Raw genomic sequence first — 15694 nt, 5'->3', positions numbered from 1 at the left:
GTACTATTCCTTCCCGCGCCGCTCGCGTTCCTTGCATTTCATCGCTTGTGATCGGCCAGGGCGTAGCAGCAATAATGTCAAAAACCTCGATAAATGCAGGATCATCGCCATGCGGATGGAAAGCGTGACACGGTAGCTCGCGTTTTCGATTCGCCTGGAAGGAGAAGTGCATGAAAATCCACGAGTACCAGGCAAAAGAGCTTTTTCGGAAGTTCGCCATTCCGGTTCCAAGGGGAAGGGCGGCTTTTAGCGTTGATGAGGCCATGGAGGCCGCAGGCGAGCTTGGGGCCTATCCCGTCGTGATAAAGGCCCAGATTCACGCGGGCGGGCGCGGCAAGGGCGGAGGCGTGAAGCTGGCCAAGAGCCTTGGCGAGACCAAGGAAATCGCGGGGCAGATTCTTGGCATGACGCTCGTCACCCACCAGACCGGCCCTGAAGGGAAGCTGGTCCAGAAACTCCTGGTGGAAGAGGGCCTCGATATCGCCAAGGAGCTTTATTTTTCCATTGTTCCCGACCGCGCCACGGCAAAGATCGTCCTGATGGCAAGCGAGGCGGGGGGCATGGACATAGAGGAAGTGGCGGCCACAACGCCCGAAAAGATCATCAAGGTTCCGGTTGACCCGCTCCTTGGCCTTTCGGGCTTTCATATAAGGGAGCTTGCCTACGGCCTGAACATTCCAGCAGGGGCCATGAAGCCCTTCACGGGCCTTGTCCAGGGCCTGTACAAGCTCTTTTTGGGCTACGACTGCTCGCTTCTGGAAATCAACCCGCTGGTTCTCACCAAGTCCGATTCCGTCATAGCCCTTGACGCCAAGGTGAACTTCGACGATTCCGCCCTTTACCGGCACAAGGAACTGGCCGAGCTTAGGGACCTTGCCGAAGAAGACGCCCTTGAAGTCGAGGCATCCAGGTTCAACCTGAACTACATCAAGATGGACGGCAATGTGGGCAACATGGTGAACGGCGCGGGCCTTGCCATGGCCACAATGGACATCATAAAGCAGGCAGGGGCCGAGCCAGCCAACTTCCTGGACGTGGGGGGCGGAGCCAACGCCGAAATGGTGGAAAACGGCTTTCGCATCATTCTGTCCGACCCCAACGTGAAGGGCATTCTCATCAACATCTTCGGCGGGATACTCCGCTGCGACATCCTTGCGACGGGGGTCGTTGAGGCGGCGAAAAAAGTCGGCCTCATGTTGCCCGTCGTTGTGCGCATGGAGGGCACCAACGTGGAGGAGGGGCGGCGCATTCTGGCCGAAAGCGGCCTCGCGCTTACCGGAGCAACGGATTTGGCGGATGCGGCCCAAAAAGTCGCCCAGATGGTGAGGTGATCCATGAGCATATTCGTTAACACTAATACGAGGGTCGTTGTTCAGGGAATCACCGGCAAGGAAGGCCAGTTCCACACCCTGGCCTGCAAGGCCTACGGAACCAATGTGGTTGCAGGCGTCACCCCCGGCAAGGGCGGGCAGGACGTGGACGGAATCCCGGTCTTCAACACCGTGGCCTCCGCGAAAAAAGCCACGGGAGCGGACTGTGCCATGATCTTTGTTCCGCCCCCCTTTGCGGCGGACGCAATACTCGAAGCAATAGACGCAGGCATTCCCCTGGTGGTGGCCATAACCGAGGGCATCCCGGTTCTGGACATGATGCGGGTGAAAAATTACCTGGCCCGCAGCAGCACGCGCCTCATCGGCCCCAACTGCCCCGGAATCATCACCCCGGGCGAGTGCAAGGTGGGCATCATGCCGGGCGTCATCCACAAGCCGGGCGGCCCAATCGGCGTGGTTTCCCGCTCCGGCACCTTAACCTATGAAGTGGTGCACCAGCTTACGCAGCAGGGAATCGGCCAGACCACCTGCATCGGCATAGGCGGCGATCCTGTGAACGGCACCAATTTCATCGACTGCCTGGAAGCCTTCAATAATGACCCTGAAACGCGCGGAATAGTGATGGTGGGCGAGATCGGCGGAAGCGCCGAGGAGGACGCGGCGGCCTTTGTGAAGGCCAAGGTCAAAAAGCCCGTGATAGGCTTCATCGCGGGTCTCACCGCTCCTCCGGGGCGTCGCATGGGGCACGCCGGAGCCATAATTTCCGGCTCGTCCGGCACGGCCACGGCGAAAATCGCGGCAATGAAGGAAGCGGGCATATCGGTGTGCGAAAACCTTGGCGGCCTGGGAGTGCTGGCCAAAGAGGTTTTTGCTAAGATAATCTGAAAAAGAACGGTGATGCATGTAAAGGCGGGTTGGCCCTGTTTCGACGGAAAAGGACCGGCCCGCCTTTTTTTCCCCAAGAGCCGCGATTGGTGCGGAATCCCCAAAAAATTCTCTCGCCGGATTTTTTGCCGCTCCGGCTTTCCTTGACACCCGACCGCCTCTTTCTTATTATTGAATCAACCCCTTAAAGGCCCTGGGAGCGGCGGGTGATCCTGCCGCATAAAAAGAGGGCCTTTGCTGCGTTAAATATAATGGTGAAAACGGCGGAACCTATGGCTTCAAAAGATTATTACAAGGTGCTTGGCGTGGCCAAGGACGCTGACGAGTCGGCGATAAAGAAGGCGTACCGGAAGCTCGCCATGAAATATCACCCGGACCACGCCAAGGGCGACAAGAGCGCCGAGGAGCGGTTCAAGGAGATCAGCGAGGCCTACGCGGTGCTTTCGGACAAGGAAAAGCGCCAGCAGTACGACACTTTCGGAAGCGAGGGTTTCCGAGAGCGCTACAGCCAGGAGGACATTTTCGGCGGCTCCAACCTGGACGAAATACTCCGCAGTTTCGGCTTCGGCGGTGGGGGTGGGGCCTTCGGCGGCGGCGGGCGCAAGTTCTCATTCCGCACGGGCGGCGGCGGCGACCCTTTCGGCGGGGCCTTCGGCGGCATGGGCGGGACGCATTTCCCCCAAAAGGGCACGGACCTGGTTTATGAGCTTCCACTCACGCTAAACGAGGTGGTCCACGGCGCGGAAAAGACCATCAGCTTCACCCACAAGGGCCGCCAGGAAAAGATGACGGTGAAGATTCCCGCCGGAATGGTTTCAGGGCGCAAGCTCAGGCTTTCGGGCAAGGGCGAGCCGGGGGAATCGGGAGGCCCTGCGGGGGACCTTTTCATCCAGAGCAAACTTCTGGACGATCCGATTTTCAAGGTGGAGGGCCTTGATCTTCACGTTGACCGCGAAATCAAACTTACGGATTCGGTTCTGGGAACGTCGGTTGAAGTCCCTACTGTGGACGGAACCCGGAACAGCCTGAAAGTTCCGCCAGGAACCCGGCATCAGACAAAAATGAGAATGGCGGGCCTGGGTCTTTACGACATGCAGACAAAAAAGCGCGGGGACCTTTACGTGAAAATCCTGGTGACGGTTCCCAAAAAACTCTCCCCCGACCAGGCGGAACTGGTCAAGAAGCTCGCCGAAACCGGCCTGTAGCAGCCTGAATAAAAACGCGAACTGCGGCGTCAGACGAGCCGCCCGCATTTCTCTTAAAAAGGGGAAGCGTCTCCGTCTCCCGGAAGCGCTTCCCCTTTTTATTGAATCCATCGGACGGCCTTTTTAAAGCACGGCGCGCGGGCTGGTCAAAAACGATGAGCCGCAAGGCGAGCGAAAAGCCAACGAGCAAGCGTACCAAAGGTACGTGGCGGAGTTGGCTTTGACACTCAACACAGCGGATCGCGTTTTTGACCAGCCCGCGTTACCAGACGTTGCGGGCTTCTATGAGCCTTGCCGTAAAATTCCCCACCACAACGCCGCTTTTGATGCGCACGGGTATTTTTTTGTCGTCGTCCGAAAACCAGATGTGAAGTTTTGCATTGGGGCTTTGCTTGAACACCCCGCCAACATGCTTCAACTCCGGCTCGAAAAGGGCCACCTTACGCTTTTTGCCGATTACTTCCATCTGTTCGGTTTTAAGAACCCTGCCTATGGCCTCAACGTGTTTTTTCCCGTCGGTTATGGGAAGCGTCACGCTGCTGCCTGCCGCAAGGCTCATGAGGCGCAGTCGGTAGAAGAAGGAAAGCGGGTCGAAGGTGCCGGGGCTTATGCCGGTGGGTTTTTCCGCGCGGCCATCCTCGGTGAAGAGGGCCTTGTTGTTCTTCCAGTCAAAATCCACCGTCACCTCGTGGTGGGAGCTTCCCTCGTGCTGGCTTTTCACGTAGCGCAGGGACCGGGTCATGGCAAGATCGGTGTAGGCGTCCACCCGGTCGCGCACCTTGTAGAAGGTGTCGGCGAAATTGTTGGTTTTTATGGTGAGCATGAAATGCCGGGCGGGCTCGCCCTTTATAACGGTGTCGGGAAGAACCGTCAGGGTCGCCTCGCCAGCCGGGACGAACTCCCAGTAAAGCTTCATTATAAGTTTTTCACCGGGTTTGAAGGCGCTTATGTCTGTCTGCGCGGCGGGCGCCGGGTTCAGGGGCCAGAGTGCGAAGAAAGCGAGAACGGCCAGGGCCAAAAACATGGCGAAAACGTGAGATTTTTTCATGGTCGGCCCGGATAACTGCTTCATCAATCCTCCTTATATGGAACCAGCATAACCTTGCATGGCGATTTTTCAAAGACCGCCATGCCAACAATATCCACCCTGTCCAGGTTGAGCATGTTTTTTCCCCTGTGGCAGCCTATCACCACCATGTCGGCGCCAAAGGCGGTGGCTGCCTGGCAGATGGCGTCTGCGGGATAGCCCGGCTCGCAGTGGAACTCCAGGCGCTCGAAATCCGGCAGGCGCGGCCTTACAAGAGTCTCGAAACGCTTATGCGCCTCGTCGGCTGCCGACCGGCGGCGGGGGTCCGACACCGGCGCTCCTTCCAGGTGGCCGTCCAAGGCGTGGAATATCACGACGGATGCCCCCGTGTCACGGGCCATTTCAACGGCTGCCCTGGCTGCGGCGACTCCGGCGGCGGTGAATTTGAGGCTGGCGAGGATAAGGGCGGTTGACCTGCCCTTGTGAGTACGGAGCAGGGAGCTTGCGCGACGCTCCCCTGTGGCCTTGGCAGGGGTTTGGGCGCTTACCGGCAGGGTGTGGCGAAGAACATTATAAACGTGGCGGCCCTGCTCGCGCCTCTGGGGGGACTCCTCGAAAACCGCGCCGACGCCGTAAGCGGCTTTCCGAACCACGCGGGCCTTGATGGCGAAGGGCTCCTTTTCCAGCGGGAGATGCAGAAGAAGTTCGATTTTTTTCCCAAGCGGCAATGCTTCCAGGTTTTTTCCACCAAGAAAAACGCCGCCTTCGCTTATGTTCACCACCTCGATATCACCCGGAACGCCCTTCACCGTGCATTCCAGGCCGCACGGGATTCGTGGGCTGATTCTTTTTTCGTGGCTCACGGTTATGTCCCCGTTGTGGTCCAGGTGTCGGTTAATGACATTTTTCTGTGATACGAGCTGAAAATATTACACCAATCCATATAATTCTTCCACGTGAAATTGGCAATCCCGCCTGGCATCCTCAAAAAAAATTTTTGGACAGAGGGCGAGGGGGGGCTTCTCGGAAGAGCCTGCCCCGGCCCTTGTTAGCCTGCATGGCGTGGTCATGCGCCCCTTCAGGGAAAAAGAGCCAAAATGGATCGTTTTGGATATTATTGGTATCGGTGCCGACATTATCACTTCATAATAATTCATATTATTGTCTCTCTTTGAGATAGTTTTCTCAAAATATTGAGAGGGTGCTATCGTTTTGATAGTGGCGGGGCCGGAGAACTGCTGAAGAAAAGTCCGTCGGCCACGGGTTAAAAAATTTTTTATATATCAAAAACAGCCTGTTGAAATTTTTTTGGGGGTCCCGGGGCATTTTGGCAAGGCTTTTGCTTCTATAATAATGCAACGAGCCGCAAAGATGCGGAACCAAGCGGGGATTGGCCCCCGCACCCCCCCAACACCAAAGGAGAAGAAAAATGAAGAAAGCCCTCTTGGCAACAGCGTTGATTTTGGCAGGCATGGTGTTCGTTTCCGGTCAGGTTTTCGCCGGCGTCATCATAGGCGAGGTCGATCCCATCAACGCCATTTCAGGCGACACCTACACCTCGGACATCAACACCACCGTGGGCGCGGGCGGCAACTCCCTGGATGACGGCGGCACCGACATCGCCGTGGTCGGACTCGTGATCAACAACAACTACCAGGACGGCTGGAGCCTGGACGTCACCTCCTCCAACTCCGGCGGGCTCCTTCGCACCGGCACCGTGGCCGCGCTGATAGGCGTTGATACCGGCACCTACGCCGACCGCATCCAGATTCAGCAGATGCGGATCGTCCAGACCGGCGGCACCCTTGGTGCCGGCCTCACCAATCCCCAGGTTGCGGGCTACCAGGACATGACCGGCGGCGCCCAGAGCTTTCACACCGGCCTTCCCGGCCTCGGCACAACAGCCACTGTGGACTACGCAGCCAACCTCGAAATCCAGTGGAACGCCGATACCAGCCTCCTGGAAGGTGTGTATCAAAACACCATCACCCTGACCCTCTCCATCCCCTAACCATCTAAGCTCCCTAACCCCCAACCCGGAGAGCCAAGCTCCGGCCCGCCGCAACAACCCGGCCACCGCCTGATGTGGGTGGCCGGGCTTTCCAGTTGAAGGACAGTTGGAAGGCACATAAAATAATCATCGAAACGGAGGGAGCCATGATGCATATAAAACGTTTGATTTCGGCATGTTGTCTCCTTCTGGCGTTTTCGGCCCCAGCTTTCGCCTATTCCTTTTCGCCTTCGGTTGCGAGCCTTTCGCCATCGGGAAAAAATTCCAGCCGGATTTATTCCTTGAGCAACGAGGCAGACAAGCCGGTGGCCGTTGAAATAACGATCAGCCGTTTCAAGAGGGACGAAACCGGCAAGGCCGTGGGCGTGGAAGAGGACGCCATGCAAAATTTCATGTTGTATCCCGCCCGTGTCGTCCTCATGCCCAAGGAAACCCGGCTGGTGCAGGTGGCCTGGATCGGCCCCGGCGACATAAAGGAGGAAAGGGGCTACCACATCTTGGCCAAACAGGTTCCCGTTCCCCTTGGCGAGGAAAAGGAGGATCTGCCTCCGGGCAAGGCCAGGATCGAGATAGACGTCCTGTTCAATTACAGGGGTATTGTCTATATCACCCCCAAAAAGGCCAAGCCGAAGGTGGTGGTGGAGTCGGTTGCGGGATGGGAGGGCGAGGCGGCGGAACTGACCGTAACCTGCGCCAACCGTGGCACCGGGCTTGCCAACATGCAGGGATATTGCATTAGGATCGCCCCCCTTGACAAGGACGGCGGAGTTCAGGCCGAAAAGGCGGTGGTGGTGGGCCATGCCGACCACAAGGTGGGAACCAAGTTTCTGCCCGGGGATTCCTTAAAGATTGTCCTGCCATGGCCCCAGGCCTTGCCCAAAGGGCCTGTAAAGGTGGAGATCGAGCCGGATTCGGAATACACGGCGACAAAGTAGGGCTGCGGTCTTGACAAAGTTTGCTGGATTCTTTAATCGGACATGTCATGGACTCCACTATCCACAAAATCGCTGAGGAGGCCGAACCCTGCCCAGTGATAAGGGAAGGTTCCTTTCTTCGCACAGGCCCGGTCCGGCCCCGCTCCGCATCTTCCGGGGTTTTGCGCCCGCTTCAATTTTTAGTCCTGTCCCTCGTTTTTTTCGCCCTTATCCAGGCGCAGCCCCTGCTTGCCCAGGCAACCTCACCGGCGGAGCCGGGGTCCCCAAGCCCTGCCACCCAGGCGCCCAAGCCGGTCCCCCCCCAGATGACCCGTGAGGAAATCTACGAAAAGGTTTTTCACACCCCCATGCCCAAGATCGCGCCCCAAAGGTTCTGGGTATACGCTGTGGTGAACGGCAAGTTCTGCTGCAAGGTGGAGATGGACTGGGCGGGCGAGCCCACGGCGGGCTTATTCGATCCGGTTCCGCTTTTGAAGGTGCTTTCGGGAATGTTGAAGCCCGAAATCATGAAATCCGTAAATGAGGCCGCCCCCAAGGCCGGGTTCATGGACACCAGCTCGCTCCATGCCCTTGGAATCGAAACCGAGGTGGACCCGGCCACATTCAGGTTTTTCCTCAGGGTGCCGCCAAGGCTTCTGGTCAGAAGCGCCCGGAGCCTTTCGGGCGGCAGGATCGATCCCTTCACCGCAGGCGGAAAACCTCCGGAGCCGTTTTCGGCCTTTATAAACTGGAGCGCGCAACAGCAGTACGACGATCCTCCCTCGAATGGCGGCTCCGAACGCGGGCCCCTTGGGGTGGGCCTGGACGGGGCCTTCCAGTTGAAGGGCTGGGTACTTGAGGGCGCGGGGCTTTACAAAGAGGGCAACGAAGACGAATGGAGCCGCAGGGACGTCCGCCTGGTAAAGGACCTTGCCCCACGGGCCCTTCGTTTTTCGGGCGGGGATTTGAGCTACCAGGTTTCCGGGTACCAGTCTGTGATGAGCCTTGGAGGAATTGGCGTTTCCAGGGACTATTCCTTGAAACCCCACGAGATAACCTATCCCACCGGAGATTTTTCCTTTTACCTTGAAAATCCGTCCACCGTTGAAATCTGGATAAACGGGGTGTTGCGCAATACCCTGGAACTCGAAGCCGGAGACCAGGACTTAAGGGATTTCCCCTTCGTTAGCGGCGAAAACGAGGTGGAGCTCAGGATTAGGGACGCAGCGGGAAGGCGGCAGACCCTCAATTTTTCCTTCATCCGGGAAGCGATCCTGCTTTCCAGGGGAAGGGACCGGTTCTCCTTCAACGCCGGGGTCATGCGAAAAACCATCGGCAGCGGCTACGAATATGACGGCGATGAGCCCGGAGCGTCCCTCTACTACCAAAGGGGCCTTACGGACCGGTTCACCGCAGGCGGCTTTCTGCAGGCGAGGTCCCATCACGCGGTGCTTGGCTGTGATGCGGCAATGGCCTTCGGTTTCGGCACCTTCCAGATGGATGCTGCGGCCAGCGCCCTTGAGAATTACGGGGAGGACTGGGCGGGCAGGCTGTCATTCACCAGCCGGAGGATAGATCTGGGCCTTATTTACGATCTCAGGTGGCGGGTCTATGCGGAATATCTGGGCGAAAATTTCGCCACCGTCGCCAATTCGGCGCCCTACAACAGGCAGAAGGTCAAAACTGCGGCTTCGACAACATTCAGGCTGCCGAATGATCTTACGGCCAACATGGGCTTAGGATGCGATTTGTTGCGCGACTCCGAAGCGACCGAATCCTATTATGCAACGGCCGGTGTTTCCTGGAGATTACGACAGTGTCTGGCGGCGGGCCTTTCCGCCAGGTACGCCGTGGACCCGGACGGGCGCAGCAGTTCCGAGGCTTATCTCGGAATCTCCCTTTACTGGCCCCAAAAGGGCCAGAGCCTTACGGCGTCCAAGGCCTGGGACGGGGGCGTGGACGCAAGGTGGGACTGGCAGACCAGCTCCTCCGGCAACCCTGGAGCAGCAAGGGGCTACGTGTCGGCGGGCCGGGACGACGACACGGATGAACTCGAAGCCGGGGCGTCCTACACATCCAACCTTGGCAGGGCTTCCGTCACCCACGAGATAACCGAAAGAAGAAGCGGCGACGGCGAAACCTTCAACCGCACACTTTTAGCCCTTCAAAGCAGCATCGTATTCGCCGACGGAAATTTCGGGATATCGAGGCCGGTTCGGGACAGTTTTCTCCTGGTGAAGGGAGTTGAAAACTGCGAGGGCAGAAAAATCCTCGTAAACCCCACGAAAAACGGCGCGCAGGCTGAATCTCTCCTTTTCCTGCCTGCAGTGGTTCCCGATCTTTACTCCTACCGGCTCGCCAACGTGAGGTGCGAGCCCGAAGAGCCGCCCCTTACCTATATCCCGAAAGAGGCCTATTCCACCCTTTTCCCAAGCTACAAGAGCGGAACTGTGCTTTACGTGGGAACCACCGCCAGGTTCCAGGTTTTGGGCCGCCTGGTGGACGAAAAAGGCGAGCCGGTAAAGGAACTTCCCTGCGAGATTCAATTCCCGAAAGCCGAAGGCGGCAACAACGAGCTGACCTTCACCGACTCGTACGGGCGCTTCCTGGTGATGGCGCCCGGTTCCGGCCCCTGCGTCATCCGGCCCCTTTCGCCCGAAAGCCCCTACGGCCAGGCGTCCTTTGAGGTGCCCGCCCAATTGGAGGGCATGTACAGGGCGGGCGACATCATCCTGCCCGTAAAGACCAACGGCGGGCCTCATTAGAAGTAGAAATCCCGCAAAATCTTCCCCCGTTCCTTTTAAAAGTCTTGCCGCCTTGCTCGTTTCTGCCATATTGTATGGGAGAAAAAAGTCAAGGAGGAGACCATGAAGTTCAAGGTTCCGCGTTTTTCAGTCCTGATTTTACTGGTTTTGGCCGCGTTTCTGATGGGCGGCTTCGGCTGCCGCGCAGGCCGCCAGCCTGAGACGGTCATTCCCCCCCCGGTAACCGCCCCATGCGAGCCCTGCCCGCCCACACCGGTTTGCCAGGAACCCGAACCGCCGCCGGTGACTCCTGCGGTCCTTCCCATGCTTCCCGCCGAATCCGAGGCCCTGCCCGATTTTTCCGCCGATGACCTTGATATGGTATCCCTAAAAATTGCAATGGATTACAGCAGGGAATACCTTAACCGCTTCAAGCCGGACAGATTATTCACCTTCGGCCCGGATACCTATACCGCAGCCGACCTTCTGGCCTCCCTGGACGTCTTCGAGGGCATCGCCACGTCCAACTTGAACCCTGAGGAATTCAACAGGGCAATCCGGGAGAAGTTCACCATCTACCGGTCCACGGGAAGCGACGGCAAGGGCGCAATGCTTTTTACCGGATACTACGAGCCGGTGATGGAAGGCTCGCTCACCCCCGGCGGCCCGTACAAATATCCCATTTACAGAAGGCCGGATGATCTGGTGCGCCTGGATTTGGGGATTTTTTCCACCAAGTGGAAAGGGGATGTCATTTACGGGCGCGTGGACGGCCTAGGATTCGTGCCATATTACGACCGCAAGGCCATTGACGGCGACGGCGTCCTTGCCGGGCGGGGCCTTGAAATAGCCTGGGTGAAGGACGACATTGCGCTTTTCTTCTTTCACATCCAGGGTTCGGGAAGGGTGGTTCTGCCGGACGGGCGCGAGATGCGCGTCCAGTACGACGCCGAAAACGGACGCCCGTTTCGATCGATAGGCGGGCTCCTGATAAGGGAGGGCAAACTCACCAGGGACAAGGCCAGCATGGACGGCATACGCGCCTACGTCGACGCCAACCCCAGGGATCGGGACAGGGTGCTTTTTTACAACCCAAGCTATATTTTCTACCGGGTGGCCGAGCGCGGCCCGTTGGGCCTCACCGAGGTTCCCATGACTCCGGGCCGGAGCATCGCAACTGACCGAAGGCTTTTCCCCATGGGTGCGCTCTGCTTCATACGGGGCCAGAAGCTGCCTTTGGTGGACCCCGCCACCGGCAGGGTGACAGGCTACCGGCCCTTTTCGCGTTTCGTTGCCAACCAGGACACCGGAGGGGCCATCCGTTCTCCGGGCAGGCTGGACCTTTTCTTCGGGTCCGGCCTTGTACCCGAAAAAGGGGCTGGAAGCATGAAAAGCGAGGGCGAGATGTTTTTCCTCGTTTTGAAAAGCGCGGGCGGAAAGTGACGGAGAAATACGACGTCATAGTTGTGGGCGCGGGCCACGCAGGCTGCGAGGCAGCCCTTGCCGCCGCCCGGATGGGGTGCACTGTCTGCGTGTTCGCCATGAACGTGGACGCGGTTGCAGCCATGCCCTGTTCCCCCTCGGTTGGCGGCACGGGCAAGGGCCAGCTGGTGAAGGAGGTTGACGCCCTGGGCGGCTTCATGGCCCGCGTCACCGACAAGACCGCCATCCAGTACCGCACCTTGAATACCCGGAAGGGCCCGGCTGTCCAGTCCTCCCGCACCCAGAACGACAAGGCGCGATACCACGAGGAGATGAGCGCCATACTCCTTGCCCAACCCGGAATCCACGTGAGGCAGGCGGAAGTGGCCCGGCTCGTGACGGAGGGCGGGCAGGTGGCGGGAGTCGTGGATTCCACCGGTTTCGAGTATGCCGCAAAAAGCGTGGTCCTGGCCACCGGCACCTTTTTATCGGGCATAATCCACGTGGGGTTTGCGTCCCGGCAGGCGGGCCGGGCCGGGGAGTTCGCCTCCTACAGCCTGGCGGACGATCTCAAATCCCTTGGGTTCGCGCTTGGCCGCATGAAAACCGGCACCCCTGCAAGGCTTCTGAAATCGAGCATCGATTTTTCCGCGTTCGAGCCCCAGTACGGCGACCCGAATCCCTCATCCATGAGCCTTTTCACCGATCATGTTTCAGTCGAACAGGTTCCGGTGTTCATGGGCCACACCAACGCCAAAACCCATGAAATCGTAGGGAAAAATCTTTCCCGCTCGGCCCTTTACGGCGGAGTGGTGAAGGGCGTTTCCGCCCGCTACTGCCCAAGCCTTGAGGACAAAGTGGTGAAATTCGCCGAGCGCGACCGCCACCACGTGATCCTTGAGCCGGAAGGGCTAAAAAGCGGCGAGATTTACGCGTCGGGCCTTGGAAACAGCCTGCCGCTCGACGTTCAGGTCGAGCTTGTCCGCTCTGTTTTGGGGCTGGAACAGGCCGAAATCGTGCGCCCGGCCTACGCCATAGAATATGACTACGTCATCCCCACCCAGCTTCTGCCCACCCTCGAAACCAAGGCGGTTTCGGGCCTGTTCACGGCGGGCCAGATAAACGGCACATCGGGCTACGAGGAGGCCGCAGGCCAGGGGCTTTGGGCGGGCATCAACGCCGCCTGCAAAGTTCTGGGCCGCCCGCCCTTCCTGCCGGACCGGAGCGAGGCTTACATCGCGGTGATGGTGGATGATCTTGTCACGAAGGGCACCCGTGAGCCCTACCGCATGTTCACCAGCCGGGCCGAGTACAGGCTTTTGCTCCGGGAGGACAACGCCGATTTCCGGCTCATGGAGTACGGCCATGATCTGGGCCTGATATCGGATGATGAGATAAAAGACCTGCGGGAGCGTAAAAGAGCGGTGGATGCCGAGCTTGGCCGGGTGCGCAAAACCATCGTAAAGCCCTTGTCAGAAGTCAACGAACACCTTCAAAATCGCGGCATGGAGCCTCTCACCCAGGCGGTGGGCCTGGATCAGCTTCTAAAAAGGCCGGAGGCGGATTATTCCGACGTGGAGGCCCTTGCTCCCGCGCCGGAGCCGGTGGCCGAACGGGTCGGGCGGCAGGTGGAAATATCCGTAAAATACGAGGGTTACATAGACCGGCAGATAAAGCAGGTGGAGGATTTCCGCAAGATGGAAAAAAGGCGGATTCCAGACGGCTTCGATTATTTTTCCGTCGCGGGCCTAACCACCGAGATAAAGGAGAAGCTTTCCGCCCTTCGCCCTGCCTCCCTGGGTCAGGCTTCCCGCATGGAGGGGATGACGGCGGGGGCGATGACGGCCCTATGGATAGCAATGAAAAAGTGAGGCGGCCGTCCACAAGCGCGATCCGCTGTGTTGCGCTACGCGAGCGGCGTGCTCACGTGCATGAAGCACGCTCCGCCGCCGCCCGCTTGCGCGCCTTGCGGCTCATCGCTTGTGATCGGCCTTTCGCCTCCCGGAAGTCGCAAAAAAGCAGGGCACACGTCAAGAACAAGGCCGATCCGGTCGGCGTCAAATCCGCGTCACTCGCCCATCTTGAAGATTTTGAAGGCCATGCCCGCCGTCACCATTCCAATGCCGTGGTTTACCGCGTCGAAGATGTCCCCGTCGCTCCAGCCAAGTTCCCGAAGGCGCTCAATGTCCTTTTTGTCCGAAAGGGCAGGGTCGGCGACCACTTTCACCACGTATGCAAGCAGTTCCCGGTCTTTTTCCTGGAGCGCCGCGCTTTTGGGGTCTTTTATCGCCGCGTCGATCTGCTCATCGGTAAGGCCCACGAAACCCCGTAAAAGCTCGCGGTTGAAGTTCATGCAAAAGGGATAGTTCTCTCCCGTGGCCACCAGGAGCCGGATGTGGGCCAGAAGCGGCAGGGTGAGGGTGGGATGCTTGAAATAATTCATCATCACCTTCATCTGGATGGCGAGTATTTCAGGACTCACGCTTATCATTTGCAGCGGCAGAGGTACGGGCATCCCCATTTTCTCGAAAATTGAGTATGCGTCCTTTACCTTCCCTTCGGCCTTTTCCGGCGGAACGATGTTCAAAAGCGGCATGGATGGCTCCTTTCGTTGATGTGTGGGTGATGCATCAGGATGTGCAGTATTTCATTATCAAGCTGCATATCAAGAATAGTAAATAAAGGCGCAGTGTGAATCCTGGATAAAAACGATGAAGCGCCGTGATGCCTGACACAGCGATTCGCGTTTTTATTCAGGATTCACCGAAAGATCATGCAGGTGGCCGTCGCGTGCGCATAAATCCTTCCTGCGTCGTCCGAAAGCACCCCTTCGGAAACCCCGATTCTTTTTCCCACGTTGATTACCCGCCCCTTTGCTGAAAGCTCGATGTCCACCGGAACGGGTTTGAGCATCTTGACGTTCAGATCGACGGTGCCGTAGCTTTCGCCGGGGCCAAGGGTGGTGTGTACCGCGCAGCCGGTGACGGAATCGAGAGCGGTTGCCGCGAATCCGCCGTGAACCCCGCCCATTGGGTTCAGGTGCCCGTTGTTTGCGGTTACCCGAAATTCAACGTCGCCGTGGTCAACCCTTGCTATGGTCATGGGGATGGTCTTTGCCATTGTGGCCGGAGGAATTTCGCCCCGCACCATCGCCCTTATCAGCTCCAGCCCGCTCATTTTTGAAAGTTCCATTATTGATCCTCCATTTTTACGGGCTTATTGCCTGTTCATCTTTAATCCCGCCACCAGTCAGGGCGGATTGAGAACGATGAAATGCAAGGCGCGCGAGCGGCGCGGGAAGGAATAGTACTTGTCGTACATGACGACCCGCGCCGTGAAGCGCAACACAGCAGTTCGCGTTCTCAGACCGCCCGATCTCTAGCAATCAGGGCGGCGCCGTAAGCTCCCACCGTGTCGGGCATGGGCGGCACGTTGACCGGGGTCGTGAGGAAGTCAGAAAGCGCCCGGACCACCCCCTTGTTGTGGGCGACGCCTCCGCTCATGGCCACCACCGATCTAGTGGGGTCGGTGCATACGCGCTTGGCAAGGGAGACGGTGCGGCTTGCGATGGAGCGGTTGAGGCCCCGTACTATCTCGTTTTCGGGCATTCCCTGGGCGATGAGTGAAACCACCTCGCTTTCGGCGAAGACCGTGCACATGGAGGAAAGGGTGAGCTCGCGGGTGGCGCCGTGGTCCATTTCCGCAAGCTCGGTTATGTCCACCCCAAGGGCGCGGGCCATTGCTTCAAGAAAGCGCCCGGTTCCTGCTGCGCACTTATCGTTCATGGCAAAATCCACCACCTTGCCGTTGGGGCCCAGGGCCACGGCCTTGGAGTCCTGGCCGCCGATATCTATAAGAAGGCGCACGTCCGGCAGAAGCTCGAAAATGCCGCGCGCGTGGCAGGTGATCTCGGTTACTGCGGCGGTGCGGTCCTCCACCCGGTCGCGCCCGTAGCCGGTGGAGATCATGGCGGCCAGCCGGTCGCGGGCAAGGCCCGCGTCACGCAGGGCCTCGCCGGTGGCCCGCTCTATGGCCTCGCGGTTGCGGGCTCCCGTGGGCACCACCGAGGCGGAGAGGATGCGGCCCGACTTGTCTATTATGACCGCGTCGCAGGAGAGGCTTCCTATGTCTATTCCCAGGAAATATCCGCTCATG

At 58.7% G+C, this 15694-nt stretch carries 13 protein-coding genes; 8 read left to right on the top strand and 5 right to left on the bottom strand.

Annotated elements, in window-relative coordinates; translation table 11 throughout:
* Nucleotides 1–170: 170 nt before the first annotated feature.
* The 3 genes from sucC (at nucleotide 171) to HZB23_01695 (ending at nucleotide 3421) form a co-directional block, all read left to right on the top strand.
* Complete coding sequence (gene sucC, locus HZB23_01705; protein ID MBI5843366.1) at nucleotides 171–1331, top strand: ADP-forming succinate--CoA ligase subunit beta; 1161 nt, start codon at nucleotides 171–173, stop codon at nucleotides 1329–1331.
* A gap of 3 nt (nucleotides 1332–1334) precedes the next feature.
* Complete coding sequence (sucD, locus tag HZB23_01700) at nucleotides 1335–2216, top strand: succinate--CoA ligase subunit alpha (protein MBI5843365.1); 882 nt, start codon at nucleotides 1335–1337, stop codon at nucleotides 2214–2216.
* A 272-nt stretch (nucleotides 2217–2488) separates the two neighbouring features.
* Nucleotides 2489–3421 carry a DnaJ domain-containing protein gene (locus tag HZB23_01695; protein ID MBI5843364.1) on the top strand — a complete coding sequence of 311 codons (933 nt, stop codon included), beginning with the start codon at nucleotides 2489–2491 and terminating at the stop codon, nucleotides 3419–3421.
* 262 nt (nucleotides 3422–3683) lie between these two features.
* On the opposite strand, the gene HZB23_01690 is transcribed toward HZB23_01695, so the two are convergent.
* Both HZB23_01690 and HZB23_01685 read right to left on the bottom strand, forming a co-directional pair.
* On the bottom strand, nucleotides 3684–4493 hold the full coding sequence (locus HZB23_01690; protein MBI5843363.1) for a DUF3108 domain-containing protein: 810 nt from the start codon (nucleotides 4491–4493) through the stop codon (nucleotides 3684–3686).
* A complete protein-coding gene (locus HZB23_01685; GenBank protein ID MBI5843362.1) occupies nucleotides 4493–5311 on the bottom strand; it encodes a universal stress protein in 819 nt (272 codons plus the stop codon). The genes HZB23_01690 and HZB23_01685 overlap by 1 nt, the downstream gene beginning before the upstream one ends.
* A gap of 566 nt (nucleotides 5312–5877) precedes the next feature.
* On the opposite strand from HZB23_01685, the gene HZB23_01680 reads away from it, so the two are divergent.
* The 5 genes from HZB23_01680 to mnmG all read left to right on the top strand — a co-directional run bounded on the left by HZB23_01680 (nucleotide 5878) and on the right by mnmG (nucleotide 13410).
* Nucleotides 5878–6459, top strand: a complete 582-nt coding sequence (locus HZB23_01680; GenBank protein MBI5843361.1) for a hypothetical protein — start codon at nucleotides 5878–5880, stop codon at nucleotides 6457–6459.
* A 146-nt stretch (nucleotides 6460–6605) separates the two neighbouring features.
* Nucleotides 6606–7394: a molecular chaperone gene (locus HZB23_01675; protein ID MBI5843360.1), complete on the top strand. Its 789-nt coding sequence runs from the start codon at nucleotides 6606–6608 to the stop codon at nucleotides 7392–7394.
* 47 nt (nucleotides 7395–7441) lie between these two features.
* A complete protein-coding gene (locus HZB23_01670) occupies nucleotides 7442–10138 on the top strand; it encodes a fimbrial biogenesis outer membrane usher protein (GenBank protein MBI5843359.1) in 2697 nt (898 codons plus the stop codon).
* 102 nt (nucleotides 10139–10240) lie between these two features.
* Nucleotides 10241–11560 carry an MltA domain-containing protein gene (locus HZB23_01665; GenBank protein MBI5843358.1) on the top strand — a complete coding sequence of 440 codons (1320 nt, stop codon included), beginning with the start codon at nucleotides 10241–10243 and terminating at the stop codon, nucleotides 11558–11560.
* Complete coding sequence (mnmG, locus tag HZB23_01660; GenBank protein ID MBI5843357.1) at nucleotides 11557–13410, top strand: tRNA uridine-5-carboxymethylaminomethyl(34) synthesis enzyme MnmG; 1854 nt, start codon at nucleotides 11557–11559, stop codon at nucleotides 13408–13410. Before HZB23_01665 ends, mnmG begins: the two co-directional genes overlap by 4 nt.
* Before the next feature lie 197 nt (nucleotides 13411–13607).
* Here the strand turns inward: mnmG and HZB23_01655 are convergent, their stop codons facing one another.
* The 3 genes from HZB23_01655 to HZB23_01645 form a co-directional block, all read right to left on the bottom strand.
* Complete coding sequence (locus tag HZB23_01655) at nucleotides 13608–14135, bottom strand: hypothetical protein (protein MBI5843356.1); 528 nt, start codon at nucleotides 14133–14135, stop codon at nucleotides 13608–13610.
* A 164-nt stretch (nucleotides 14136–14299) separates the two neighbouring features.
* The gene (locus HZB23_01650) at nucleotides 14300–14731 is read right to left on the bottom strand and encodes a PaaI family thioesterase (GenBank protein ID MBI5843355.1); all 432 of its coding nucleotides are present in this window, start codon (nucleotides 14729–14731) and stop codon (nucleotides 14300–14302) included.
* A gap of 170 nt (nucleotides 14732–14901) precedes the next feature.
* Nucleotides 14902–15693: a 2-hydroxyglutaryl-CoA dehydratase gene (locus HZB23_01645; GenBank protein ID MBI5843354.1), complete on the bottom strand. Its 792-nt coding sequence runs from the start codon at nucleotides 15691–15693 to the stop codon at nucleotides 14902–14904.
* Between the last annotated feature and the right edge of the window lies 1 nt (nucleotide 15694).

The organism is Deltaproteobacteria bacterium, from assembly GCA_016235345.1.
In the GTDB taxonomy this organism is placed as follows: domain Bacteria; phylum Desulfobacterota; class Desulfobacteria; order Desulfobacterales; family Desulfatibacillaceae; genus JACRLG01.
This window is presented reverse-complemented; position numbering and strand designations above follow the sequence as displayed.